This is a genomic window from Xanthomonas hortorum pv. pelargonii (assembly GCF_024499015.1).
GTDB lineage: Bacteria > Pseudomonadota > Gammaproteobacteria > Xanthomonadales > Xanthomonadaceae > Xanthomonas > Xanthomonas hortorum_B.
On sequence record NZ_CP098604.1, the window covers coordinates 3,760,509 to 3,786,239 of the forward strand.

The window sequence follows — 25,731 nt, forward strand, 5'->3', positions numbered from 1 at the left end:
GCACCGAAACGGTACGCGCGATGACTTCCCTCAACTCACTCAGCGTGCGCAGCCCGGCCCGCCGAAGTAGAAGCCGCCGTTCTGCATTTCCGGCGACAACGTGGTGCGGGTGACGCCTGCACCCAAGGCATACGGGTAGGTGTAACCGGCCATCGCCAGCGTGTAGCAGGACGGCTGCGCCACATTCAAGCTCGACAGGCGTTGCGCGGGATGCGCGGCCATCGCCGCATCGCGATAAAAATGGTTGGCCTGAAATGCGGCCTGGCGATAGCCGGCGTTCGCAAACCGGCCGCTGCCCATCGGTGCGCTGGGACGACCATCCCAGGTGGAAATTTCGCCGCCCGCAGAGATGAAGATGTTCGCGCTGCCCTCGGCGATATCGCCTGCGTAAAGTTCGGCCTTGTAGTAGCCGATCCATTCGCCATTCAAGCCGAACCACCAGTAGCCATCGGCATTGCGCTGGAATTCCACGTGCAGCATCGCCTGCTTGCCGCCTGCGGTACTGAAGCCACCAGCCGGTGCTGCACCGAGCACATTGGCGGTGCTGGTCTGCACGAAGTCGGCGCAATCCAGATTATGGCAACCGGTGGTGATGTAGCCATCTTGCGTGGAGTAGATAAACAGGATCGGCCGCGTGTCCCAACCGGCACCGAGCTGGGTCTGCCAACCGGCTTCCAGCGTCTGGATCACGCCTTGTCGGGTGTAACCGCCCAACCAGATCTGGCTGATCGACTGCGCATCGTTGGCAGTGACTGTCGGCACCCAGGTGTTGAGATCGGCGCCGGCGCCGGTCACCGGCGAGCCGGCGGTGTCCAGATAGATGGTGGAGTAGTAATGCACCACCGATGCTGCCTCCCGCGCCGCAGGTACGGCGTCACCCTGCCTTGGCGCGATCACGCTGGGAGTAGTGCCACGCAGAAAGCTGCGCAGATCCGCATGCTTGCTCATCTCGCCCAGGCCGATGCGTTCGAGCGGTACGCTGCCGGTATCGCAGCGTTGCGCGGCATCGATTGGCGTCACCGTACCCGTGTTGCTTGAGAGGGTGGGCGGCGTCGCTGGCGTGCTGCCATCACGCAGTGCCGGCTGCTGTGATTGTGGAATGCAGTCGAAGACCTTGCCGCCCTGTCGCACGCTGCGCAGTACCGTCAAGCCGTTGTAACGATTGAAGACATAGCGCTGCATTTCGGCGAATGCGGTGGGGTCGGTGACCTTGGCAGTTGCGCCACGCGTGGCGTAACTGAGCTGCGCCTGCGTATCCAGAAAAGTTTTGAACTCGCGCGTGACCTGTGGAAATGCGCGCGACCGACACCGATAGCGAGGCGCGCAGTGCAGCGCGCTGGACGGGTGCGACGCTTGCCGTGGCAGGCGTCCGCAGTAGCGGTGGCATCAGTGTGTCGATGCTGCGATCGCTGGTTGCCGAAATCGACGGCGGCAGCAACGCGGCGGCGTGAGTGGCGGGAGCCAATGCACAAACGCAGAGCGCAGCAACGGCGCGGCCGATCGCTATCGGCCGATTGGAACGGAAGGTCATGTGTGTTTCCCCTGACGCCAGAACGAAACTGCCTGCACGTGGCGCACCATGCAGCACAGTGCTCTCAGTGTCGCAGTTGTGTCCCGAGGTTCGTTCGGTGGCGCATGCCTGCGTTGAAGGCGTGCGCATCCTAACTGTCTAAAAAGGGAATATATCGGCAAACACGCATTGCGTGACATCAGGCACACGCCAAGCGCAATGCGCTAAGCGGATGCCATGTCGATGGTCATGCACACCCTTGCGTACGGCGTATTGCCAATGCGCAAAGGTGTGCACGGTCACTCCGCCATAAGCATGGCTGTTCTTACTTTTTTTGCAGCCTCACTGCAGCGCCGCCGCTTGCAGCCAGCGCAAGCTGCAACGTGTCGTTACGTGTGAGCTCGCGCGTGTCGATACGCACTTCTGTCGGCGCCTCGCCATCGGCGTAGATGGTCGCGGTCCAGGTGCCCTTGCCCAGAAACGATAACGGCAAGGTCAGCGTGCGTGCCTGCTCGTTGGTCATCGCGCCCACATACCAGTCCTTGCCGCTGCGCCGCGCCAGTGCGATGTGTTCGCCGATGGCACCGTCCAATGCCCGCGTCTCGTCCCAGCTTGCCGGCACATCGCGCAGGAACTGCGCTGCCGGCACGTTTTCGTATTGCTCCGGGCTATCGGCCACCACCGCGAACGGGCTTTCGTAGACCACATACATCGCCAGTTGCTGCGCACGCGTAGTCATCACTTGCGGCGCGATGTGCTGCGCCTTGAAGTCGGCCGGGCGCACATTGCGGAATCCGCCGGGCGTGTAGTCCATCGGCCCGAGCAACATGCGCGTAAACGGCAACGTGAGGTTATGCGTGGCGGTGATGCGCGTGGTCCACTTGTTGTATTCGGCGCCGAGTACGCCTTCCTGCGTGAGGTAGTTGGGGTAGGTGCGGGTCAAGCCGGTGGGGTGATAGGCGCCATGCAGATCCACCAGCAATTTGTGTTTGGCGGCCTTGGCGAGCAGGCGGTGATAGAAATCCACCATCTGCTGATCGTCGCGGTCCATGAAGTCGACCTTGATGCCCTTGATGCCGAGCTGCTGATACCACGCAAGCGCTTCGTCCATGTGCGCATCGAGCGCGCGCCAGTGCGCCCATAGCCACAGCCCGACATCGCGCTGCCGTGCATAGGCCACCAGGCCCGGCAGATCGAGTTGCTCCACCGGCCTGCGGATATCGGCATCGACGTTGTACTGGCCATCGCCGGTGCTGCCGAAATACCAACCGTCGTCGATCAGCATGTATTGCAGTTTCAATTGCTGCGCGTGATCGATATAGCGCTGGATGGTGGCGGTATTCATGCCGGGGTTCGCCACACCGCTGGCCAGCGAGCCGGACCACCAATCCCACGCCGATTTGCCTGCATGCACCCAGCTGGCATCGAAGGCAGGCGGCGGATTGAGTGTGGAAATCAGGTTGGATTCGATCAGGCTGGCCGGGCTGTCGCCGAGCATGATCACCCGCCATGGCGTGGCGAAATCGCGGCCTTTGGCATCGAAATCGACCGCCAGCTTGGGGTCGTCCAGGCGTGGCGATAATTTCGCCGACACACCCAGCCCACCATCCTCGCGGCCGGTGAGATACAAGCCGGCGTAATCGCGCAGGTTGGCCTCGGCAATCGCCAGCGTGGTGCCTTTCGCATCGGTCTGGCACACCAGCGGCAATTCAAGCAGATTGTGCGGGCGCAACTTCGAGGCGGCGATCGCATCGTATTCGCCCTCGTGGCTGGTGCCGAAGCGACCGAGATTCAATGTCCAGCATGCGTAATCGCGCGGAAATGCAAAGCTGGTGAGCTCATTGCGAATACGCACTTCACCGGCGTCGGGCAGCACGTAACGCAGTGCTACGCCATCGTCGTAGGTGCGCAACTCGATTGTGATTCGCCGCTGTTGTGCATCGGACAACTGCACGCGCAACTGGCGATAGTGATCGCGCACCTGGCGCGTCTTGCCCACGCTCAAGGCGAACTGCCTGTCATGCGTTTCGGTGGTGCTGCTTTGCAGCGTCATATCGCGGCCGAGCTTATTGGCCCTGCCCAGATCCAGCCCAAGCGGTGCATCGTCGAGCACTACTTTGTTGCGATACAGCACGCGATAGGTTGGAATGCCGCCCTCGCGTAAGGTGAATTCCACTTGCGTACGTGCGTCGGGCGATTGCACACGCAAGCTCTGTGCTGCAACCGGCGCAGCGATCACACACAGCAATGCGCATGCCGCCGGTAATGCGGACTGGATCAGGTTTCGCATGAGTCCCTCCTCCTGGGAGCGCCAACCCTAACGCAGAAAGGTTGTTGTCGGTATCTACCTGGGGTAACGTTACCTCGCACCATGGCCGCTGAAACAGGGGCGGCAGCCACGGGCGGCATCACTTGAAAGCAAAGCGACAAGACAGTTGCGAGTCGTCTTGTTGGTTGCGTCCGGCGATGTGCACCGTTGTTTGGCAGTAGAGCTTGGGAGAGGCCTCTAATGCTGATGGTTCGCAAGGCGTTCCGCCGTGGAGCGCTGTGGTTGTTGTGTGGTTGCATCGGTTGGACTGCAGTGGAGGCTGCGCCTGCCTACGATCCGCCGGGTCCTTACGATGTGCGCGTGCTTGCGGGCGGGCTGGGGCTGACCAAGAAGCTCGCCGCCGATACGCCGCTGCTTGCCGCCAACGCCGATTGGAGCGTGTCCGGTTGGGTGCGCCCTGCCAAGGAGAGCACTGGCCCTGCGTTGATCGCCGGTGTGGGCGATCCGGAAGGCACTGGCCGTTATTTTGTTGTCGACGATGGCAAGCTCGGCTTTGTGCAGGGTGGCGACAACGTGCTGCGCAGCAAGCAGACGCTGCGCGCAGGGACGTGGACATACGTCGCCGCAGTTGCACAAGGCACGCGTCTGACGCTGTATGCAAATGGCCGTGAGGTTGCCAGCGGCAAGGTGCAGCAGCTCGCGGTTGCGCCAACGTTGGTATTCGGCCCGCGTCAGCAACCGGCCGCGTACACACACCACTTCGGTGGGGAGATTGCGGGCTTTACCGCGCAGGCGGGTGCACTGGATGAGGCAGCCATCGCGCGGCTTGCAAGGCAGGTGCCGGATCCTGCGTTGCAGCGCTTTGAAGATGCGTCGCCTGGCTGGCGTGTGCAGGTCAAGCAGATGGCTGGGCAGCTTGCGCCGCAGCCCGCGGCGACCTTGCCACGCAGCGCGGCGGCCTTCTCGACGCCGGTTGCCAAGCCAGTGCCGAACGCACCGGCGCTGCAGCCGCTGGATGCCGCGTCATGGCGGGTCGGGGCATGGCAGTTGGCTGCGGCAGCGGACCTTGGTCAAGCTACCGGTGCAACGCTGTCGCACAGCGATTACGCAGCGGGCAAGGCCACGTGGCGCGCCGCGACCGTGCCGGGCACGGTGCTCACCACGCTGGTGGATCGCGGCGTGTATCCGGATCCGGATATCGGCCTCAACAATATGGCGATTCCCGAATCGTTGAGCCGGCAGGACTGGTGGTATCGCAGCAGTTTCGATGTGCCTGCGGCACTGCAAGGCAAGCAACTGGAATTGTTGTTCAACGGCATCAACTATGCCGGCGAAATCTGGGTCAACGGCACCCAGGTCGGGCGCACCCGGGGTGCATTCGCGCGCGGCCGCTTCGATGTCAGCAAGCAGCTCACGCCGGGCAGGAATGTCATTGCAGTGCGCGTGTCGCCGCCGCCGCATCCGGGCATCGCACACGAACAATCGATGACGGCGGGCGTCGGCGAAAATGGCGGTATGCAGGCGCTGGACGGGCCTACCTTTATCGCCAGCGAAGGCTGGGACTGGATTCCGGCGGTGCGCGATCGCAATGCCGGTCTGTGGCAGGACGTGCAGTTGCATGCAACAGGTCCCGTGGCGCTCGGTGATACGCAAGTGGTCACCGCGCGGCTGGCACCGGATCATCACCGCGCGGAACTCGAGGTCAGCGTGCCACTGCGCAACGACACCAACGCAGCAGTGCAGGGCACGTTGCAGCTGGCCTTCGGCGATGTGCGCATCCAGCGCGAGGTCACGGTGCCGGCCGGTGGCAGCACGCTCAGGCTCAGCGCTGCCGATACGCCGCAGTTGATCATCGCCAATCCGCGCCTGTGGTGGCCCAACGGCTATGGCGAGCCTGCGCTGTATACCTTGCAGGCCGGCTTCGATATTGCCGGCGCACGCTCGGACACGCAGCAGCTGCGCTTCGGTATTCGCCAGGTCACTTACGAGCTGTCGTTGTTCGACGACGATGGCGCGCTGCGTCGCGTGCTGGTCGATCTCAATCAAGCCCGGCAACGTGGCGAGCGCATCGTCGACGTGCGGCATGCCGCGATCCGGCCGGTACCCGGTGGCAATGCGCAATCGTTGTATCCCGGCGCGTTGTCTTCGCCCGCGGTGCAGCGACTCGACGACACCAGCTTGGCCCCGCATCTGGCGTTGCGCATCAACGGCGTGCGTATTGCGGTGAAGGGTGGCAACTGGGGCATGGACGATTGGCGCAAGCGGGTTTCGCGCGAGCGGCTGGAGCCGTACTTCCGTCTGCAGCGCGATGCGCATTTCAATGTGGTGCGTAACTGGGTGGGGCAGAACACCGAAGCCAGCTTCTTCGAGCTGGCCGACGAATACGGCATGTTGGTGTTCAACGACTTCTGGCAGTCCACCCAGAACTACAACCTCGAGCCGGCCGACGCGGCGCTGTTTCTGGACAATGCCGCCGAGGTGATCAAGCGCTTCCGTAATCATCCTTCCATCGTGCTGTGGTTCGGGCGTAACGAAGGCGTGCCAGCTCCCATCCTCAACGAAGGCCTGGACACACTGGTTGCCGAACTCGATGGCACGCGCTGGTACACCGGCAGTTCCAACGAGATCAACCTGCAGGTCAGCGGGCCGTACAACTACCGCGAGCCGGTGGCGTACTTCAACAAGTTGGCGCAAGGTTTTTCGGTGGAAGTGGGCACGCCCTCGTTCTCCACCCTGGAGTCGTTCAAGGCCTCGGTTCCTGCCGTGCAGGATCAGTGGCCGATCGGCGATGCGTGGGCGTATCACGACTGGCACCAGTCCGGTAATGGCGACACCAACAGCTTCATGCGCACGCTCACCGACAAGCTCGGCGCGCCGACCAGCCTGGCCGATTTCGAACGCAAGGCGCAGCTGCTCAATTACGACACGCACCGCGCCATCTTCGAGGGTTTCAACGCGCACCTGTGGAGCAAGAACAGCGGGCGCTTGCTATGGATGAGCCATCCCGCCTGGCCCAGCAACATGTGGCAGATCTACAGCCACGACTACGACACCCACGCCGCCTATTACGGCGTGCGCAATGCGGCAGAGATGCTGCATGTGCAGATGAACCTGCCCGGCCATGAGGTGGTGGTGGTCAATAACGCGACCGAGCCGGTGAGTGGCTTGCGTGTACGTGCGGATGTCTATGCGGCCGATGGCAGGTTGCTGCAGCAGCGCGAGCAAGCGCTGGATGCGGCCGCCGTTGCGGTGTCGGCACCGGTGCTGCAATTGGCGCCGTTGCTCAAGGACACCAACGGGCTGGGCTTTGTGCGGCTGCAATTGCTCGACCGCGACGCCGTCGTGCGCTCACGTAATTTCTATTGGGTCGCGCGCGATGCGGCCGCCATGCGCGGCCTGGATGCGTTGGCGGCAGTGCCGGTGCAGCTCAGTACGCAGTTGCAGGACGGTGCGGAGCCGGTGCTGCGCGCCACCGTGCGCAATGCATCGCAGCAGGTTGCGCTCAATACCAAGCTGACCCTGGTGGATGCGCAAGGCCAGCGCATCCTGCCGGCGTATTACAGCGACAACTATCTGAGTCTGGTGCCAGGCGAGCAGCGCGAGGTGGAGATTCGCGGTCCGTCTGCGGCGAGCTTGCGCAATGCCACGCTGCAAGTGCGCGGCTGGAATGTCGAACCATCAACAGGCGTTGCCAACGGGCTTCCGTAACAGCGCCAGCAAGTTGCCGCGTCGTGCCCCGCACGACGCTCGCACTGACGTGCAGATCGCGCGTCAGCCAATACCGCATTGCCGTGCCTGCAATGCCATTCGAAACGGTCGTGGATTGTCGTCATCCCTGGGAGGGGACCATGAACAAGCTGCATGCGAACACCCGTCACACCCCATTGGTTGCCGCACTCGCGGCAGCGCTTACCTTGCTTGCCGGCAGCGTCAACGCGCAGGACGCCAGCACCACTCCTGGCGTCACCGAACTGGACAAGGTCATGGTCAAAGGCGTGCGCGGCGCGCAGGCCGAGGCCATCGAGAACAAGCGCACTGCGGCGCAGATCATCGATTCGATCTCTGCCGAAGACATCGGCAAATTGCCCGACGTCACCATCACCGATTCGCTGCAACGCGTGCCCGGCGTGCAGATCCGGCGCTCGGCCGGCGAAGGCTCGCAGCTCAATATTCGCGGCATGCCGCAGGTGCAGACCACCATGAACGGTGAGTTGTACTTGAGCGCCGGTGGCGGTGACCAATATGGCCAGCCCAATATTGGCCGTGCGCAGCCGGATTTTGTCGACATCCCGCCGACCTTGTTCAGTGGCGTTGATGTGATCAAATCGCCCACCGCCGCCGATCTGGATGGCGGTATCAGCGGGACTGTGTCGCTGAAGACGCGCCGCCCGTTCGATCTGCCGGAAGGCTGGACCTTCAGTGGCCAGGCCGAAGGGTCCTACGGCGATCGCGTGCAGGAACTCAACGAGCTGTACTCGGGTCTGGCCAGCTTCCGCACCGAGCGTTGGGGGGCATTGCTGGCGGTGTCGTATTCGGATGCCACGCTGGAAAACAAGCACCCCAGCGTGTATTCCAACGGCGCGCAGAAATCCACCGAGCAGAACGTGGGCTTCGATTTCAACGGCGATGGACGCATCGGCAGCAATACCGACCCGAGCAATCTGCCGCGCGATTATTTCTACAACTGGGTGGCCACCGAACTGGACAACCGCAGCACCGATCGCCAGCGCACCGGCGTCAACGGCTCGTTCCAGTTCAACATCAACGAGTCATGGACGGTGCTGGCCGATGCGGCCTACACCAAGCTCGAAGACCAGGACACCTCGGTGGCCGCGCAGCTGCATACCGGCTGGGCAACCAATCAGCTGCAGCCGGGGTCGGTGGTCGATTCCAATGGCGTGCTCGAATATGGCCAGTTCCGCTACAACCGCTTTCAAGCGCATTCCATGGCCGGTGTGGCCGATTCGAATGCGTTGAACACCAATCTGGAACTCCGCTTCGACGATGGCGGCCCGTTTCGCGCGTCGTTCCGTTGGGTGCACGGCGATGCCGAGCGCACCTACGACGAAGCGCGCGCCGACGCCGTAGTGACGCGCGGCGACCAGATCACCCGCGCCGGTGGCGTGACGCAATGGGCAAACGCCAATGGCTTGCCAACGGTGGATGCCTCGGTGGATTTCCGTGGCACCTATCCGGCGGTCAACCTCGGCACCGATGTGTCCAACCCGGACAACTGGCAGCTGATGTCCACCTGGGCGCAGGGCAACAAGATTGAAGCGACGATGGACGCGTTCCGCGCCGACGGTACCTTCGAGTTCGATGAGGGCGTGGTGCGCGGCTTCCAGTTCGGCATTCGCTACGGCGAGCGCGAGGTCAAGCTGGACACCTATCGCTACCTGTCGCCGGTGTCGAGCAGCTGCGCAGACCCGAACCGCTCGCTGTATTACTTCAAGGATCCGCTGATCGTGGATACCTGCAGCGGCGTCTCCGAAGCGCGCCTGCTGCCGTTCAATTCGATCCCCGGTTACTGGGCGTACTTCAACGACTTCGATCCGCTCAAGGTCACCGGCCTGGGCAGCCAGGGCCTGCCGGCGATCAACCCGCAGGTCATGAAGGACCCGGTGGGCTATCTCAACAGCCTGTACCCGGGCAATGTGGCCTACCAGCAGGCCGCCGATTCGTACAAGGTCACCGAAAAGAGCACCGCGGCGTACTTTCTGGCGAATCTGGAAGGCGGCACCGGCAGTGCGGTGCCGTGGACGGCGAACATCGGCGCACGCATCGTGCAGACCAAGCTGGCGATCGATCAGTATCTGAGCAGCGGCAATGTGTTTATTGGCAATGTCGAGTGGAACGGGGTCAGCCCGGCGATCGGTACCAATCGTCTGAATCGCCAATACACCGATGTGCTGCCTACCGCCAACCTGTCGCTGGATATCACCGACGCGCAGAAGCTGCGCTTTGCCTACAACAAGGCGGTGGCGCGCCAGGATCTGCCCGATCTCGGTCGCGGCCTGGTGAGCTTCTATGCGGTCAACGGCACACCGCCGCGCAATCCGTCGTTGCCCTCGGATGCGGTGCTGTTCCTCAACGGCCGCTCCGGCAATCCGGATCTCGATCCGTATCGCGCCACCAACTACAACGCCTCGTGGGAATGGTATTTCGCCGATGCCTCGTTGATCAGCGTGGGTGCGTTCCTGATCGATGTGAAGTCGTTTCCCACCACCGTGACCAATATCGAACTGTTGCCTGACGCCGATGGCGTGGTGCGTCAGGGCGGCACGGTCGAGCGCATCGTCAATGGCGGCGGCGGCAAGATCAAGGGTTTCGAAATCGGCTACCAACAGGCGTTCGATTTCCTGCCCGGCTGGCTCAGCGGCTTCGGCACCAACATCAATTACACCTTCTCCGATGCCGACACCGACAACACCGATATCGACGGCAACACGCTGCCGATCGGCGATAACTCCAAGCATCAGGCCAATGCAGTGCTGTGGTACCAGAAGGACAAGCTGCAGGCACGCGTGGCCTACAACTGGCGTAGCAAGCGCTTCAGCCAGGTCAACAGCGGGGCCTGGGGCGATGAGCTGGCGATCTGGAACGACGATGTGGGCTATCTCGATGCGTCCTTGAGCTACGACGTCAACGACCACCTGACGCTGTACGCACAGGCCACCAACCTCACCGGCGAAAGCGAACGCCGGTACGCGCAGTGGACCAATCACTACTACGACCAGAACATCTTCGAGCGTCGTTATTACGCGGGTTTGCGTCTGCGCTTCTGATTCGCTTGCACCGTTGTGCGACACGGCGCACCCACGCGCTGTGTCGCACATGTTTGCTTGTTGTCCACTCGCCAAGCGGTCATTGCGCTTTCTTCCCGTCGCCGTTGAATGCGGCGCTGCAGTACGCCCGATGGAAACGTCGGGCACCCTCCCATTCGGCTGCATCGTCGGGAAGCGATGCGGCCGCTTTTTTGTGCGTAATGGCACAGGCCTCATACGCTGCGGATCGATGTAGCGGTTACCGTGCCGGCGGACCCGCCGTGGATCCGCGCTTGACCACGGTGTACTTCATCACCTGATGCACGCCCGGTGCGGTATCGCCCTTGCGTCGCTGACGGATTGCATCGGCCAACAGCGACACTGCGGCGCGTCCCATCGCGGTGACCGGTTGATGCACGGTGGTGAGCTCGGGCCAGATGGTGGTGGCCACCGGGGTGTCGTCGAAGCCTGCGACCGACACGTCCTCGGGCACGCGCAAGCCCAGGCCGTGTGCCACCGCAACGGCCGCTGCGGCCATATCGTCGTTGCTGCAGAAAATGGCGGTGGGCGGTTGCGCTTGCGCGAGCAGGCTGCTTGCGGCGAGCAGGCCGGAGCGATAGGTGAATAATCCTTCGGCGATCAACTCCTCGGCCACCGTCAAACCTGCGGCCTGCAAGCTGTCGAGATAGCCATTGGCGCGTAACGCGCTCGGGGTGTGCTTGGGGTCGCCCTTGATCAAGGCGATGCGGCGATGGCCCAGTTCGATCAGATGATCGACGATGGCGCGCGCGGCCTGATAATCGTCGATGCGCACCGAGCTGATTTGCGCCATCGGCGCGCCGCTGGCCACCGCAACGACCGGGATGCCGCGTGCATCGAGTTCGGCGATGGTCTGGCGCGAATCGCATAACGGCGGTGGCAGGATCACCCCGTCGACGCCGGCCGCCAACAAGCGCTCGGTCGCGGCACGCTGGCTGCGGATGGCGCCGCATTTTTCCACCAAGACCTGGCTGCCATTGAGGCTGCTCTGTTCGAGCAGGCCGAGCATGAATTGATTGAGATACGCGGCGCTGGGATTGCTGTACAGCACACCGATACGCAATAGCCCGCTGGTGCGCAACGAGCGGCCGGCCAGGTTGGGCCGGTAGCCCAACGCCTGCACCGAGGCTTCCACGCGCACCCGCATGTCTTCACCGACATGCGGATGGCGGTTGATGACGCGCGAGGCGGTCATCGGCGAGACGCCGGCGTGTTTGGCGACATCCAGCAGAGTCGCTGCAGTATTCGCACTGCGTTGCCGCTTGGCCGCCATCGTGTGTGCTCGTCCTGGAGTGGAAGCGAAAGGGCAGGTGGTGCGTTTGAACTCTGCAGCAACTCAAAACATGCGTCGCCGCAGGCAATCGGCGCTGTCGATGTTCGCTAGTGGACACAGATAACGCACAGCGTGCGCGTCATCTGTGCCGCCTGTGCTCAACCGACGTCCGCCCGCGGACGTCTTCAAACGCATTTACTCGCTCGGCGGTTGCACGACCTTCGCACGACTACCGAAATCGCCATCCGCCTCGGCCGCCAGATACGCAAACACCGTGTAGGCAGCCACGTTTTGCGCGAGCGCTTTTGGGTCGATCTTGTCCAGGGTGTCGTCGGCGGTGTGGTGCAGATCGAAGTAGTCGGTGCCGTCCTGCGCCAGCCATGCCCACGCGCCACCCTTAGCCGAGATCGGGCCGACATCAGGGCCGGGGCCGCCCTTGCTCGGCTCATACGCGATACCAAGCGGTGCGAGCACCTCGGCGATCTGTTGGGTCGCCGCACGTGATTCTTCCGGTGCCGCCGAGCCGGTGTTGAACGCATAAATGCGCCCGGCGCCGAAGTCGCTCTCTGCGCCGATCTGATGCAGCGCCATGTCTTTGGCATCCTTGCCGTGTGCGGCCGCGTACGCCTTGCCGCCATACAGGCCTTGCTCCTCGTTGGCGAAGGCCACCACGCGAATCGTGCGCTTGGGCGCCTGCTTGAGTTGGCCGATCAAGTGGCCTGCGGCCATGGTGATCGCAACGCCTGCACCATCGTCGATCGCGCCGGTGCCCAGATCCCACGAATCCAGATGCCCGCCGATCACCACCACTTCCTTCGGCTTGCTGCGTCCGGTGATTTCGCCGATCACGTTGTACGAGGTCGCCGTGCCGTCCCAACCGCAATCCAGCGCCAACCGTAGACGCGTGCTGCCCAGCGCGGTGAGCCGCGCGAGCTGATTGGCATCGGGCACCGACAACGCCGCTGCCGGTACCGGCGTCACGCCTTCATCGAAACGGGTGATGCCGGTATGCGGCACGCGGTGCGAGTCGGTGCCGGCCGAGCGCATCACAAATCCAATTGCGCCTTTGCGAATCGCTTCCGATGGGCCCTTGCTGCGCACCGCACCGCCGTTGCGGTAATCCTGGCCGTCGCGCGCCTTGGTCATCTGGTAATCGACGAACGCGATCTTGCCGGTCAACGAGCCGGCCGGCGAAGCCTGCAATGCGGCAAGATTTTCGAAGCGCACCACCTCGCCTTCGACGGTGCCGCCCGGGCTGCCGCCCAGCGCAGTGATGTGCAACGGCTGCGCATGCGCGCCGATCACCGTGGCCTGCTCGCTGCGGCGCTGCCACTTGGGAAACGTCACCGGCTCGGTCCACACCTTGTCGAAGCCCAGCGCGGTGAACTTGGCCTTGGCCCAGGCCACCGCGCGCGGATCGGCTTCGCCGCCGGCAATCCGCGGGCCCACTTCGGTGGTCAACGATTCCACCACTGCAAAGCCGGTGCTGTCGGCCAACGCCTGCTCGCGCAGCTGTGCGGCGGTGCGCAGCGCGCTATCGGCGATGGTGGTTGGTGCGGCCAGCGCGGGCGCGCAAGCGAGTAGGGCAGAGATGGCGACAGCGAGACGACGCATGCAGGGCGGCTCCAACGACAAGGGGGACCCCGAGCTTATCAGCGCGAGGTCCCCCGTCTGCGTGCGAAAGGTCATCCTCCTGCGCGAAGTTGCGCAGCGGATGTGTCCGCTTACGGCACGCCTGGCATCTTCAGCGTGTCGTTCTTCAGCGAGTCGCGAATCTCGCGCAGCAGTAGCACTTCTTCGCTCGGGCCTTTGGGAGCATCCGGCTTGCGCTGGGTGAGGCGGTTGATCAGCTTGACCACCAGAAAGATCGCAAAGGCAATGATCACGAACTGCACGACGGTGTTGATGAAATCGCCATAGCCAATGGCCACGGCCGGGATTTCCTTGCCGGTGGCATCCACGCCGGCCGGTTTGAGCACCCACGCCAGCCGCGAGAAATCCACATTGCCGATGGCCCAGCCGATCGGCGGCATGATGATCTTCTCCACCAGCGCGGTGACGATCTTGCCGAACGCCGCACCGATGACCACACCGACCGCCAGGTCGATGACATTGCCACGCATCGCGAATTGCTTGAATTCGCTGACCATTCCCATAGCGCACTCCAGATGCGGTCGCGGACCAACTGCCGCAATCAGATCGTAGCGGGCTGCGTGTCAGCCCGCGATGATGCCGTGGCGCTCGGCGACGTTTTCCAGGCGGGCGCTGAACTGATCGCCGGGCAGCAACGGACCGACACCGGCCGGCGTGCCCATGAAAATCAGATCGCCCGCGCGCAATGCATAGAGCTTGGAGAGCTCATGCAGAATCTCCGGCACATTCCAGATCATCTGATCCAGCAGCGATTGCTGGCGCACTTCGCCATTGACCTCCAGCGACAGATTCAACGCGTCCAGCGCGCCCACCTCGCCGGCATGCACCAGCTCGCTGACGGGAGCGGAATGATCGAAGCCCTTGGCGATGTCCCACGGCAGGCCCTTGGCTTTGGCGGCTGCCTGCAGATCGCGACGGGTCAGATCCAATCCCACCCCATAGCCATAGATCAGGGCTTCGGCCTGATCCACCGGCAACTCGCCGGCCGGCGCATCGCGGCCCAATGCCACCACCAGCTCCACTTCGTGGTGCAGTTCCTTGGTACCGGGCGGATACGGAATGTGGTCGCCGTGACCGACCACGATCGCGTCGGCAGGCTTCATGAAAAACGTCGGCTGGCCGCGTTCGGCTTTGGAGGCAGGCGCGGTGGCGCCCATCTCGCGCGCGTGATCGGCAAAGTTGCGGCCCACACAATAGATGCGGTGCACCGGAAAGTTGCCGCCACCAACCACCGGAATGCGCGGAACATCGGCGGCGGGAATCACATCGTGGGTCATGCACGCATCCTTGGAGAACGGGACGCGTGAGTCTAGCCGTTTGGCGGTGTACGACAACACCATCTGCGCGTCATGCGCGCAGCGTCGCTCAGTGCGACAAGGGCAACGCGGGCTTGCGCACCACGCGGTATTCGGCTTCGACCATGCGTGCTTGCTGCGGCGCACGTCGATTGGACTTGCTCAACAACTTCCAGGCGATACCGCCCAGGATCATGGCCGCACCGACGAACACGCTGAAGAAGATCAACACCGCAAGAATGACCAGACCCGCCAGACCCGCAGTAACGCGCACCAACGGATGACGCGGTTTGCGCGGTGCAAACAGGTGGTGAATGTTGCCGAATTGGAAGATGCGTGCAGGCATGGCGGTGGGTTGCCGGGCAGGAAACAGGCAGGCAGTATCGTTGCGGTTTCATGTCATTGAGTGAAAAGTTCGTTAAATGCACTCTGGTTTTGCGGCGGCCATCACGTTCGGCCTAGCGTATAAGCCCGCCCCGTCGTCGCTTGCGGCCTGCGATGGACGAGGCAGTCGATGTGCGCTGATGCGCTGATCCGGCCGATAGTGCAGTGCAGCAGCGATCCATGTGCATGCCACAATCGACATTCGTTCTCGATCGGCTGATCGCATGTCTTCGTCATCGCCCACCACGCTTGCCGAATTGGCGCAGATTCCCGACGCAGGATTTCTGGAAGTCGAAGCGGTGTGGGATGGCGGCCCGGAATCGCTGGTGTTGTATCGCGAAGGCGCGCAGGTGCGTGCGTGGTTGAACGTGTGCCCGCATGCCGGCCGTCGACTGGATTGGGCGCCCGGCCAGTTCCTCAAGACCAAGGAAGGCCATCTGGTCTGCGCTGCGCATGGCGCGGCCTTCGAGCTCACCAGCGGCGAATGCATCAGCGGCCCATGCCGCGGTCAATCGCTGTTGGCGGTGCCGGTGCGCATCGAGGGCGAGCAGGTTTTCCTGGCCTAGGTCGCTCGGCTCCTCCGGCAGCGACGTTGCGCAAGCCACGGGCGAGTGCGTGCAGCGTGTCGGCGATATCTATGGTGGTTGCGTGCCAGGTCGCGTTGCAGCTCGCGTGCTGCTAAAAACCGCTACACCGATTCAGCGCGCCGCCCACCAGAACATCAGGTTGATCATCGACACCATCACCACGATGTAGATCAGCGACAGCGGCGCGCCCACGCGCCACAGCTCGCGCGGTTGATAGTTGGCCGGGCCGGCCACCATCGAGATCACCGGGTTGGAGGCGGTCATCAGATTGTTGGATGCCGACAACGCCACGATCAATGCGAATGCAGTGGGATTGCCATTGGCCGCCAACGCCAGATTGACCGCGATCGGCACCATCACGATGGTCGCGCCGACATGGCTGATGACCAGCGAAAACGCAGTGGTCAGCAATGCCAGACTGATTTCCAGCGCCCACACCGGCACGCCTTCGGGCAGGCGGTCGATGGTGTGTCCGGCCACCCAGGCTGCGGTGCCGCTGCTGTCCATCGCCCAGCCCAGCGGGATCAGGCCGGCCATCATGAAGATGGTCTTCCAGTTGATGGAGGCGTAGGCCTCGTCCATGCGCAGCACGCCGCTGACCAGCATGCAGGCCACGCCGGTCATCAGCGTCAGTGCCACCGGCAGGCGCGAGGTCAACGCGATCAAGATGGTGAAGGCGAAGATCGCCATCGCGATCTTGAACTTGTGCGGGCGCTGCTCGCCCTTGGGGAAGTCGGTCACCGGCACGAAATCGCGGCTTTCCGCCGCCTGCGCCAGGTCCTGCCAGATGCTGTGGAACACCAGCATGTCGCCGCCACGCAGCGGCACATTGCGCACGTCTTCGCGGATCACCTGCTTGTCGCGGTTGATCGCCAGCAGGCTGATGCCGCTTTGCTTGCGCAGGCGCAACTCGGCGGCGGTCTTGCCGATCAGCCGCGAGTTGGGAGGAATCAGCGCTTCGGAAATACCAGCCAGGCTGGGATTGAACAGATCGCCCAGATTGCGCAAGCGCGAGGACATGCGCAGGAAGTGGTTCTGCGCAAAGTCGGTCACTTCCTGGCGCGGCCCCATCGCACCGAGCACGCTGCCGACCCAGATGCGCATGTCGGCCGGCGGCGCCAGGCGGGTGTCGTTGCCGGTCTTCAGCGCCAGCAGCAAGGGCGCGTCGTGCAGCGCTTCGGCCTCGCCCAGGGTCATGCCGACCAGCGGACTTTCGGCGCTGACGGTAAGTTCGAACACATCGCCGTCGATGCCATAGGTCTTGGCGAAGTAGCTCTCGGTGCGCGAGGGCGTGACGCCTTCGTTGATCAGGCGTTCTTCTTCGATCAGCTTGCGGTCGCCGTAGAAGCGGAAGTACAGCAGTGCGGCGATCAGCAAGGCCACGCCGATCGGCAGCGGCGCGAACATCGTCAACGGCTCGATGCTGGCCATGCCCGAGGGCAGGTTGTTGTTGGCCGACACCAACAGATCGTTGAGCAGGATCAGTGGCGAATTGCCCACCATGGTGAGCGCGCCACCCATCACGATAGCCGCCGCGATCGGCAGCAGCATGCGTTGCAGGGTGAGCCCGGTGCGTGCGGCCAGCCGCGAGGCCACCGGAAGATACAAGGCCATCACCGACGGGTTCTGCATGAACGACGAGTTCAAGCCGGAGATGGCCAGCGTCATCATCATCAAGCGTTGTTCGCTGCCGTGCGAACGCCTCAATAACCACGTCGCCAAGCGATTCAACGCACCGGTGCGCTCGAGCCCCGCCCCCAGAATGGTGGTGGCGATGATGCTCATCACCGCGTTACCGGAAAAGCCACCGAACAGTTCTTCCGGCGCCACCAGCCCGGTCACGCCCAACACCACCAGCACGATCAACGCCACCACATCGGCGCGGATGCGCTCGAACAAAAACATCGCCATCGTGAAACCGACCAGCCCGAGGACGAGCTTCATATCGTTGGTCAGTGTCAGCGCGGTGTCCATTGAGGTCCGGGAATGGGGAGTCGGGAATGGAGAATGGGAAAAGCGGGAAAGGCCGACGCAGGTGGACGCTATCCGGATGCCGGAGGCAGTTGCCCTTGCGATTCCCCATTCCCGATTCCCAATTCCCGGTCGTAAACCAGATCCCACACGCCGTGACCGAGCTTCTGGCCGCGTGTTTCGAAGTGGGTCTGCGGGCGCCAGGCGGGGCGTTCGACATGGCCGCGTGGGCCGGCGCGATTGACCAGGCCCGGTGTGGCGTCGAGCACGTCCCACATCTGTTCGGCGTAATCGGCCCAGTCGGTGGCCGCGTGCAGGCGGCCGCCATCGCGCAGCTTGCGCACGAGCAACTGCGCAAACGCCGGCTGGATCAGGCGGCGCTTGTTGTGGCGCTTCTTGTGCCATGGATCTGGGAAGTAGATGCGCACTTCGTCCAGCGCGCCATCGGCGATTTCGTGCTCGAGCACTTCCACCGCATCGTGGTGATAGAGGCGCACATGCGTGCTGTCGTCGTCGTGCAAGGCATTGAGCAAGCGGCCGACGCCGGGCGCATGTACCTCGATGCCGATGTAGTCGCGGCCGGGATCCTGCTGCGCGGCAAAGCGCAACGCTGCGCCGTTGCCGAAACCGATTTCCAGCACCTTGGGTGCGGCGCGGCCGAAGGCGGCATCGAAATCGCGCGGCGCCCCGACGTAGTCCAGACCGAAGCGCGGCCACAACTCATCGAACGCGCGCTGCTGCGCCGGCGTAAAGCGGCCCTGCCGCAGCACGAAGCTGCGCACCTGCCGGCGGCCCTCTTCGATGGTGAAGGGCTTGGGCGGCATCTTGGCACCGTCACTGGTAAACGGATCGGTCATGAATTAAGTCATCAGCAAAACGAAAGCCCCTCTCCCACCGGGGCGAGGAGGCACAGCTTGCGCGCCGTGGGCGCGCGTGCATAGGAGCGCCCACGACGCAGGCGTGGGCCGGGGCGCGGAGCGGGGGTTGGGGTGAGGGTACGGCGTGAGGGCGCACGCGCAGCAACGCGCGATCTAGCAACGGCAACATCCGGCACGCCGCACTGCCAATCATTGCGCCTCGACTGCAATGTCAACGCAGCACACCCACTCATCCAATCACACCATCAACCGGACTCGACGCCGACGCATATCGCTTGCGCGGAATCCGCCCAGCCAGAAACGCCTCACGTCCCGCTTCGATTGCCTTGCGCATCGCACTCGCCATCAGGATCGGATCGCGCGCGCCGGCAATGGCGGTATTCATCAACACGCCATCGCAGCCCAGCTCCATCGCGATCGCCGCGTCCGATGCCGTGCCTACGCCGGCATCCACAATGATCGGCACCTTGGCGTTCTCAATGATTTCCAGCAGGTTGTACTTGTTCTGGATGCCCAGCCCGGAGCCGATCGGCGCGGCCAGCGGCATCACCGCCACGCAGCCGATCTCTTCCAGCCGCTTGGCCAGGATCGGATCGTCGGAGGTATAGACCATGACGTCGAAACCGTCGGCGACCAGTTGCTCGGCGGCCTTGAGCGTCTGCACCACGTCCGGATACAGCGTGCGCTCGTCGCCGAGCACTTCCAGCTTGGTGAGGTTGTGGCCATCCAGCAGTTCGCGCGCCAGCCGGCAGGTGCGCACCGCATCGTCGGCGGTGTAACAGCCGGCGGTGTTGGGCAGCAGCGTGTAGCGATCCGGCGGCAGCACGTCGAGCAGGCTGGGCGCGTTCGGGTTCTGGCCGATGTTCACCCGGCGGATCGCCACGGTCACGATCTGCGCGGCGGCCGCTTCGGTGGCCAGGCGGGTTTCGTCCAGATCCTTGAACTTGCCGGTGCCGGTCAGCAGACGCGAACGGTAGGCCTTGCCGGCGATGATCAATGCATCAGTGGGGGCAGTAGTCGTCATCGGGCAATTATCACCGATCGCGCGCAGCTGCGCCGGCTTGCGCGCAGCATCAACCGCCGCCCAGCGCGTGCACGATCTCCACCACATCGCCTGCGTGCAACTGGTGTGTGGCATGCCGCCCGCGCGACACGATTTCGCCATTGACCTCGACCGCCACGCGTCGCTGTGCAAGACCTTCCTGCTCAAGCAGGGTGATCAGGAGCAAGTCATCGGGAACGTCGCGCTGGGTGCCGTTGAGTTGGATGTTCATGTCATCATTGTTGCATCGCGTGCCGCCGGAGCGCGCGTTTTTGCGTTATGCGGCAATGCAGCGTGAGCGCGGGCGGCGAGGGTGAAACCATGTGCCATTCGCCGGCGTACGTATGCCGGTCCGGTCCAGTTCCACACACCTTTGAGCAGGCACTCCCATGGCTACATCTCTTCGCCCGATCCGTTCCCTGATGGCCGTTGCCATCGCCATTGCGGCCACCCCGGCCATGGCCGCGTCTGCGTTCGACCAGACCGTGTTTTTCGGTGACAGCCTCACCGACAGTGGCTACTACAACCCGTTACTGCCGGCCGCCTCGCGCGCAGTCACCGGCAAGTTCACCACCAACCCCGGTTTTGTCTGGGCCGAATATGTGGCCGACCATTTCGGCACCAACGCCGCACCCAACGGCAACGGCCAGACCGGCGACAACTACGCGGCCGGTGGCGCCCGCATCCAGGCCAGTTCGGTCAGCGCACTCGGCGCTGCGCCGTCGGTGACCAGCCAGATCAACACCTACCTGAGCGCCAATGGCGGCCAGGCCAACCCGAATGCGCTCTACACCGTGTGGGGCGGCGCCAACGATCTGCTCGCCGCCGCTGCGGCGCCGGCCCAGGCGCAGGCCATCATCGGCAGCGCGGTCACCGCGCAGGTCGGCGCAGTCGGCGCGTTGCAGGCTGCCGGCGCGCGCTACGTGATGGTGCCGACCATTCCGGATGTGGGCATCACCCCGCGCTTCCGTGCCGGTGGTGCCGCTGCGATGGCGCAGGGCACTGCTGCGGCGACGGCCTACAACACCGCATTGTTCAACGGCCTGCGTTCGGCCGGCCTGCGCGTGATTCCGGTCGACACCTTCCACATCCTGCAGGAAGTGGTTGCCGATCCGGGTACCTACGGCTTCAGCAACGTCACCAGCACTGCCTGCAACCCGGCAGTGCCGCTGCCGGCGTGTAACCCGACCAGCCTGGTCGCGACCAACGCACAGAACACCTATGTGTTCGCCGACGGTATCCACCCGACCACCGCCACCCACCAGATCCTGGGCCAGTACGCCATCTCGCTGCTGGAGGCGCCGCGGTTGCAGCAGGTGCTGACGCATTCCGCGCAGGCCATTGGCCGCGCACGCGCCGATCAGGTGGCGTGGCATCTCGACGGCAAGCCCGACGCCGACGGCCTGCGTTGGTGGGGCAGCGTGCGTGGCGACATGCAGCGCTACGACCATGCCGATCTGTACGACGGCATGGCCCCGGCCGGCCTGTTCGGTGTGGATTGGAGCGCGGGCGATCTGGTGTTCGGCGGCTTTGCCGGCTTCGGCAGCATGGATGCCGATTTCGGCAACCGCAACGGCAGCTTCAAGCAGGACGACACCACCCTGGGCGCGTTCTTCGGCTGGTACACCGGCCCGGTGTGGGTCAATGCGCAGGTCAGCTACAGCGCGCTGCGCTATGACGTCGACCGCGAAGTGCAGCTCGGGCCAGCCACGCGTGTGCACAGCGGCTCGCCGGACGGCAGCAACCTCACCGCTGCGGTGAACGCCGGTTATTCGCTGGGCGAAGGCAACGTCAAGTACGGCCCGGTGGTCGGCCTGACCTGGCAGAAGCTCAAGCTCGACGGCTACACCGAAAGCAACGAAAGCTCCACCGCGCTGGGCTATGCCGATCAGGACATCGATTCGCTGGTGGGCCGCATCGGCTTCCAGGTCCGTCTGGACGGTGCTGCGGTCAAGCCGTACGTGCAGGCCACCTACGACCACGAGTTCAAGGACGGCACCGAGGCCAGCGCCTGGCTGCAGTCGATGCCGGACGTGGGCATGTACACCGTCCCGGGCCAGAACTTCGATCGCAACTACGCCACCGTCGTGCTGGGCGCCCGCACCGGCCTGTGGGGCCTGCAGAGCAATATCGGCCTGAGCACCACCACCGCCCAGCGCAGCGCCCGCGATGCCACGTTGTTCGTGAATTTCAGCGGCAACTTCTGATCCACGCCGCACAGCTGCCCACGCGGTAGATCTGCAAGACACGAGGGCCGGGCAACCGGCCCTCGTCACGTCTGCGCATTGCGCCCGACACCCGCACCCGCCTAAACTCTCGCAACGCCACGCGGGCGTAGCTCAATGGTAGAGCTGTAGCTTCCCAAGCTACTGACGAGGGTTCGATTCCCTTCGCCCGCTCCAGTCTTGCGAATTTCAGTGCTAAGTTGTTGACCGTGCTGACTATTTCGCCTGACTGAAGACCGCCTCGAACGACCTCCCAAGGTATCGTTTGAGGTATCGTTTTGCCAAAACCCCTCTTGCTGCATCGGCCTTCAGGCCTCTACGTGCGCTTCTTGGTTCCTGTTGATTTGCGGGGGCAAGTCGGCTCGCGTTTTCTTGTTCGTCCTCTCAATCTTCGCCCCGGCGACGCTGCGCGTCTGGTGTCTGCCTACATGGGGATGGCACTATCGAAAGCGTTCCAAGCATTGAGGCAGGGGAAGCCGGTGGATCTGGACGAAGTGCTGCGCCGCATTCGAGAACAAGGACTGCGCGAACTCACATTGACCGATGTGACGCTGCCTAACGGCACGCGTCTGGGCAAGGCCCAGATTGATACCCCCGAAGACGCAGCGCTATTTGCTGAGTTGTTGCGCGAGCCAGCCAGCGAAAATGCCGCGCCCACCAAACCAAGTGGCTGGCGCACTGGCAAGGTCAAGGCGTCTGGCCCACTGTTGTCCAAAGCGATTGCTGATCACTTGGGGGACTTAGGGCGTGCCAAGCTCCACAGCAAGACAGTGCTTGAAAGCCGTCACTCATTGCGTTTGTTTGCGGGTGCCGTGGGGCAAGATCTCGCGGTTTCCGAATTGACGGCAGACCATGTGCGCGCATTTTTCGATGTTGTGCGATGGTGGCCGTCGAATGCGACCAAGCGCGCGCCGTATAAGGGCCTTGCCGTCATGGACGTTGTGGCGCTTGCCCAAGCTAATCAAGTTCCCGAGCCTGCCGCCTGGACGGTTGCCAAGCATCGACAGCGCTTGTCGGTGTTCTTGGTGTCGCTGGTGTCGGCAGGGCTCTTGGCGAGCAATCCGTTGGCCGGTATCCGTGCGATCTCGACGCCTGACGCAGACGACACGGGTGAGCCCTTCACCGATGACCAGTTGAAGGCCATCTTCGATCCAATGGCCTTCCCGGCGTGGGCCAAGAAGTATCCGCATCGGTGGTTTGGTCCGATGCTTGGGCTTTACTCGGGAGCACGGGTGAATGAGATCGCGCAGCTTCGGGTGGAGGACATCGACACGATCGATGGGGTGCCAGGGTTCTTCGTGCGACAAGGTGGGAAGGGGCAGAGCGTCAAGAACAAGAACAGCCGCCGCTTTGTGCCGTTGGCCAAGCCGGTCATCGATGCCGGTTTTCTTGTCTACATTGATGAGGTCCGCCAAGCTGGGCACACGCAAATCTTTCCACATCTGCCCAATAGCACCGGACTGGGCTTTGGTCGACAGTTGAGCCGACAGTTTTCGGTCTACATTAAACGTCAAGGGATCACAGCCAAGGGGCAAGGATTTCATGGCTTTCGCCACACCATTGCATCGCGTCTGGATGAGGCCGGCGTATCAGCATCAGCCATTGCGGCAATCACCGGTCATGCGCGAGGGCAGGGTGTGTTGGAGAAGTTCTACATTGATCGACGCACACTTCCAGATCGTGTGGCGACATTAGCTAAGTTTTCGCCCTTGATCAAAATGCCCATTTACAGATCTAAGATGTTCCCGATGTCCAATATTTTTTGAGGTGGCTCGACTTCCCTAGTTATTTGCGAAGCAAAATTTCTATTGTCTAGCACGAATCACGGTTGCCATTGGGACAAAAAAGCATGGACGGGGATATGAAAGTCGGTGATTTTTTGGGGCAGTTGTATGGCCATTCCTTGTGAGGGCTTTTTCTCGACTTTTCTTTGGCTGGTGCTTTCATTTCTGCTGTCTGAGTTTATGCCGGTAATGGGCGTGGGTCTGGTTGACGCGGGCGGTAAGCCTATTGTTGTAAAGTTCGGAGATTTTATCGACAGGAGGTTGTGGTTATTAATGATTTCATCGGCCTGCTTCACCGGGGTATTTTTCAGCTTGCTGGGAAATCTCTTGCCTAACGAGGATTTCATTAAGAAAGGCTTGTCCTCTTTCAAGGACGAGTCCACATCTCTTCTCATTACTTTCGCGGCAGTGTTGGCGGTTATATATTTCCGTGGAACGCATGATTTGGTTGCAATCTTAGGGTCGATTGTTAACTATTTGCTGGCATTTTTGGTTTTTAACTCAAAGGTGAAGGCTGAGCTGGATCAGTGTGGCCATATAGACGGCAAGAATAAGGCAGCCAATTCCGAGAAATCCTAAGAATATCAACATCTTTCCTGCCTTTTTTGCTATATCTTTCATGGGGACAATATTTTTAAAATTTCATTCATATATACAGTTAAGATAGTGTTTGTCAAACTTTCTCTGCACGATCTTTTCTGCCCAGACGGTTTAGGTCCGCAGGATCGCTAGGTCAATTCGATCTCTTAGTAGGAATAATTTTTAAGCCATGGATCTGCTGGGCCCAGGGTTTACTCTTGTCGCCTGAATGCGCGCAATGAGTTTCGCTCCAGTAAGACTGTTAGTCATGGCAGGAGCTTCCCTTGATTCAATCACCGCCGCCAAGGCAAGGTTAGAGGAAACTTCGCAAGCTTGAAAGGCAAGAAACCCAATTGTGGCAACATCAAGCTGCCGAAGCTTTCAATGAGGTGGTCAAGCTATTTGGAAATTTTTGCCAAGCACTTCAATGCTCAGCAGTGTCCGGAATTGCAGGCTTTGTCATTCATGGGGCGGCCAAGCCCAAGAAGGCAGTTTCTTCAAAGAAAGAGGGCGCGCCCAAATACTGACTGCCTCATACCCAATAGACCCGGTCGGGTCGAGGGCATCCTCCCATGCATTTGCATCAGGGTTGGCACTGCTGCTTATAACGAATGGGAAAAGCGGCATCCGGACGAAAAATTCCCCAAGTATCCGGGCTGAGCGTTTGGTCAGCGAGGTTGGATCGAGGCCAGGCACGCTTCGTTCGATTCAGCGTGTGTCATTTAGCTCCCGGATCAGAGCTTTGGGGTCAGATAAGGGGAGGATTCGCTCGATGCGACATGCCTATGCCTGCTTTCGGTCTTGCGGCGGTTTAGGCCTCGCTGACAACTAGCAATTGCTTCGTGCTGAGAGCTGATGGCATTCACCCGCAAGGCTATCTGATTGTTCGGATCTCGACCTCACCCTTCATGCGGGTGACCGCGATGACATGGTCAGCGATATCAGGCACGGCATGGTCGATGACCAGCTCCACAACCTCTTTGACAGGAGCGCCGCTGGCTTTGGCAGGATAGTCAGCAATGCGCCTGAAGATGTCGACATCCCTTCGATGGGGGATGGGCCAAGTATTGCCAGAGTTCATGTGGCATAGCCAAGTGTTTTCCGCATGAGCGGCCAAAGACTCGCCGTATCGATGGTCAAGACATCGTGTTCGAACTCGCCATACGAGTTCAATAGTCGAAGCAGCCGCTCACGTTCGGCCCAGAAGAAGACCTTGCCATTGATTAGTCGATACCACTGCTCAGGGGTGACATGCGCGGGAAGTGCATGTGCCAATCGGCCAGGAGGCATAGGCTTTTGATCGCGAAGCACGATATCGTCAGGTGAGTGGGGCCTAAGCGAAGCCATCTCGGGCCGATGCTCGGCCTCAAAATGAGTGCGACGGTCGCCCTCAACGCCGAGTGAGTCAAGCGCGCCTGTCGTGGAGAAAAGGCCGCGTGCTTGAATGCTGGGCCAAGAGCCAGCTTGGGCCATGTGAT

At 62.3% G+C, this 25,731-nt stretch carries 18 protein-coding genes, 1 tRNA gene and 1 pseudogene; 8 read left to right on the top strand and 12 right to left on the bottom strand.

Going from position 1 to position 25,731, the window contains the following annotated elements:
- Window positions 1-39: 39 nt before the first annotated feature.
- Entirely contained in the window at window positions 40-1,182 is a 1,143-nt protein-coding gene (locus tag NDY25_RS16235; protein ID WP_256627563.1) for a neprosin family prolyl endopeptidase, read from the bottom strand.
- Between the two features lie 110 nt (window positions 1,183-1,292).
- On the opposite strand from NDY25_RS16235, the gene NDY25_RS16240 reads away from it, so the two are divergent.
- Window positions 1,293-1,451 carry a hypothetical protein gene (locus tag NDY25_RS16240; protein WP_256627564.1) on the top strand — a complete coding sequence of 53 codons (159 nt, stop codon included), beginning with the start codon at window positions 1,293-1,295 and terminating at the stop codon, window positions 1,449-1,451.
- Window positions 1,452-1,835: 384 nt separating this feature from the next.
- Here the strand turns inward: NDY25_RS16240 and NDY25_RS16245 are convergent, their stop codons facing one another.
- Window positions 1,836-3,800 (bottom strand): glycoside hydrolase family 97 protein, encoded by a 1,965-nt coding sequence (locus tag NDY25_RS16245; RefSeq protein ID WP_168959897.1) that lies wholly within the window; start codon window positions 3,798-3,800, stop codon window positions 1,836-1,838.
- A gap of 219 nt (window positions 3,801-4,019) precedes the next feature.
- Here NDY25_RS16245 and NDY25_RS16250 point away from each other — a divergent pair, with 219 nt between their 5' ends.
- Together NDY25_RS16250 and NDY25_RS16255 are read left to right on the top strand one after the other, a co-directional pair.
- A complete protein-coding gene (locus NDY25_RS16250; RefSeq protein WP_168959896.1) occupies window positions 4,020-7,487 on the top strand; it encodes a glycosyl hydrolase 2 galactose-binding domain-containing protein in 3,468 nt (1,155 codons plus the stop codon).
- A 140-nt stretch (window positions 7,488-7,627) separates the two neighbouring features.
- Window positions 7,628-10,564, top strand: coding sequence for a TonB-dependent receptor (locus tag NDY25_RS16255; protein WP_168959895.1), 2,937 nt, complete (start codon window positions 7,628-7,630; stop codon window positions 10,562-10,564).
- 238 nt (window positions 10,565-10,802) lie between these two features.
- Here NDY25_RS16255 and NDY25_RS16260 read toward each other — a convergent pair whose 3' ends face one another.
- From NDY25_RS16260 to NDY25_RS16280, 5 genes are all read right to left on the bottom strand, one after another.
- The gene (locus NDY25_RS16260) at window positions 10,803-11,855 is read right to left on the bottom strand and encodes a LacI family DNA-binding transcriptional regulator (protein ID WP_168959894.1); all 1,053 of its coding nucleotides are present in this window, start codon (window positions 11,853-11,855) and stop codon (window positions 10,803-10,805) included.
- Between the two features lie 195 nt (window positions 11,856-12,050).
- Entirely contained in the window at window positions 12,051-13,469 is a 1,419-nt protein-coding gene (locus NDY25_RS16265; protein WP_168959893.1) for a M20/M25/M40 family metallo-hydrolase, read from the bottom strand.
- A 110-nt stretch (window positions 13,470-13,579) separates the two neighbouring features.
- Window positions 13,580-14,011, bottom strand: coding sequence for a large-conductance mechanosensitive channel protein MscL (gene mscL, locus NDY25_RS16270; protein ID WP_168959892.1), 432 nt, complete (start codon window positions 14,009-14,011; stop codon window positions 13,580-13,582).
- A gap of 60 nt (window positions 14,012-14,071) precedes the next feature.
- Entirely contained in the window at window positions 14,072-14,785 is a 714-nt protein-coding gene (locus NDY25_RS16275) for a fumarylacetoacetate hydrolase family protein (protein WP_006448454.1), read from the bottom strand.
- Window positions 14,786-14,873: 88 nt separating this feature from the next.
- Window positions 14,874-15,149, bottom strand: a complete 276-nt coding sequence (locus tag NDY25_RS16280) for a hypothetical protein (RefSeq protein WP_168959891.1) — start codon at window positions 15,147-15,149, stop codon at window positions 14,874-14,876.
- Between the two features lie 262 nt (window positions 15,150-15,411).
- On the opposite strand from NDY25_RS16280, the gene NDY25_RS16285 reads away from it, so the two are divergent.
- A complete protein-coding gene (locus NDY25_RS16285) occupies window positions 15,412-15,753 on the top strand; it encodes a Rieske (2Fe-2S) protein (protein ID WP_168959890.1) in 342 nt (113 codons plus the stop codon).
- Window positions 15,754-15,885: 132 nt separating this feature from the next.
- Here the strand turns inward: NDY25_RS16285 and NDY25_RS16290 are convergent, their stop codons facing one another.
- The 4 genes from NDY25_RS16290 to thiS all read right to left on the bottom strand — a co-directional run bounded on the left by NDY25_RS16290 (window position 15,886) and on the right by thiS (window position 19,897).
- A complete protein-coding gene (locus tag NDY25_RS16290; RefSeq protein ID WP_023904931.1) occupies window positions 15,886-17,748 on the bottom strand; it encodes an SLC13 family permease in 1,863 nt (620 codons plus the stop codon).
- Between the two features lie 68 nt (window positions 17,749-17,816).
- Window positions 17,817-18,602, bottom strand: coding sequence for a tRNA (guanosine(46)-N7)-methyltransferase TrmB (trmB, locus tag NDY25_RS16295; protein WP_168959889.1), 786 nt, complete (start codon window positions 18,600-18,602; stop codon window positions 17,817-17,819).
- Window positions 18,603-18,852: 250 nt separating this feature from the next.
- Entirely contained in the window at window positions 18,853-19,647 is a 795-nt protein-coding gene (locus tag NDY25_RS16300; protein WP_006448449.1) for a thiazole synthase, read from the bottom strand.
- Window positions 19,648-19,696: 49 nt separating this feature from the next.
- A complete protein-coding gene (gene thiS / locus NDY25_RS16305) occupies window positions 19,697-19,897 on the bottom strand; it encodes a sulfur carrier protein ThiS (RefSeq protein WP_168959888.1) in 201 nt (66 codons plus the stop codon).
- 190 nt (window positions 19,898-20,087) lie between these two features.
- Between thiS and NDY25_RS16310 the strand changes: the two genes are divergently transcribed.
- From NDY25_RS16310 to NDY25_RS16325, 4 genes are all read left to right on the top strand, one after another.
- Window positions 20,088-21,872: an autotransporter outer membrane beta-barrel domain-containing protein gene (locus tag NDY25_RS16310; protein WP_168959902.1), complete on the top strand. Its 1,785-nt coding sequence runs from the start codon at window positions 20,088-20,090 to the stop codon at window positions 21,870-21,872.
- A gap of 121 nt (window positions 21,873-21,993) precedes the next feature.
- Window positions 21,994-22,067 (top strand) — tRNA-Gly (locus tag NDY25_RS16315).
- Window positions 22,068-22,318: 251 nt separating this feature from the next.
- Window positions 22,319-23,656, top strand: a complete 1,338-nt coding sequence (locus NDY25_RS16320; protein WP_168959901.1) for a site-specific integrase — start codon at window positions 22,319-22,321, stop codon at window positions 23,654-23,656.
- Window positions 23,657-23,761: 105 nt separating this feature from the next.
- A complete protein-coding gene (locus tag NDY25_RS16325) occupies window positions 23,762-24,253 on the top strand; it encodes a hypothetical protein (RefSeq protein WP_256627565.1) in 492 nt (163 codons plus the stop codon).
- Between the two features lie 874 nt (window positions 24,254-25,127).
- On the opposite strand, the pseudogene NDY25_RS23215 reads toward NDY25_RS16325, so the two are convergent.
- Window positions 25,128-25,726: pseudogene (locus NDY25_RS23215) on the bottom strand (DUF7002 family protein).
- Window positions 25,727-25,731: the final 5 nt, after the last annotated feature.